Below are 675 nucleotides of genomic sequence, written 5' to 3' on the forward strand. Positions count from 1 at the left end.
GCGGGCATTCTGGGGATTATAAAATCAGGAGCAGCGTATGTACCTGTTGACCCCGGTTATCCCAAGGATAGAATCCGGTACATGATATCGGACAGCAGTCCAAAAGCAATACTTGTGTACAACACAAATATTGAAACAGAGCTTCCCGTAATAGACTTAAAGGATAAAACCATCTGGGAGGGTGACGGGCAAAACCCGGAGATTTTAAGCAGACCAGAAGATGTTGCATATGTTATATATACTTCCGGAACAACCGGCAGACCCAAAGGGGTCATGGTGGAAAACCATGGCATAGCAAATTTGAAGAGCTACTTTGAGGCAAGCTTCAAAATCACTCCAAAAGACAACATTTTGCAGTTTGCAAACATATCCTTTGACGCATCCGTTTGGGAAATGTCCATGGGACTACTGACAGGAGCTACGCTGGTAGTTGTTCCGTCAGAATGTATTATGGACACCGTCTTGTTTGAAAAATATTGTAAAGACAATAATGTAACGGTGGCAACCCTGCCGCCCCAGTATTATCTGACCTTGAATAATTTTGCTCCAAGACTGCTGATAACGGCAGGTTCTGAGTCGAGTAAGAAGATAATAGAAAAAGCAGGTACCGATATAAGGTACATAAATGCATACGGCCCAACAGAAACCACAGTTTGTGCCACACATTGGGAGTAC

The 675-nt window shown here is 43.6% G+C and carries 1 protein-coding gene; it reads left to right on the top strand.

Annotated elements, in window-relative coordinates:
- Positions 1 to 675 (top strand): AMP-binding protein (locus L323_RS0121175; RefSeq protein WP_031342474.1); only part of this gene is annotated, 675 nt, incomplete at both ends.

This window comes from Ruminiclostridium papyrosolvens C7, assembly GCF_000421965.1.
Taxonomy (GTDB): domain Bacteria; phylum Bacillota; class Clostridia; order Acetivibrionales; family DSM-1351; genus Ruminiclostridium; species Ruminiclostridium papyrosolvens_A.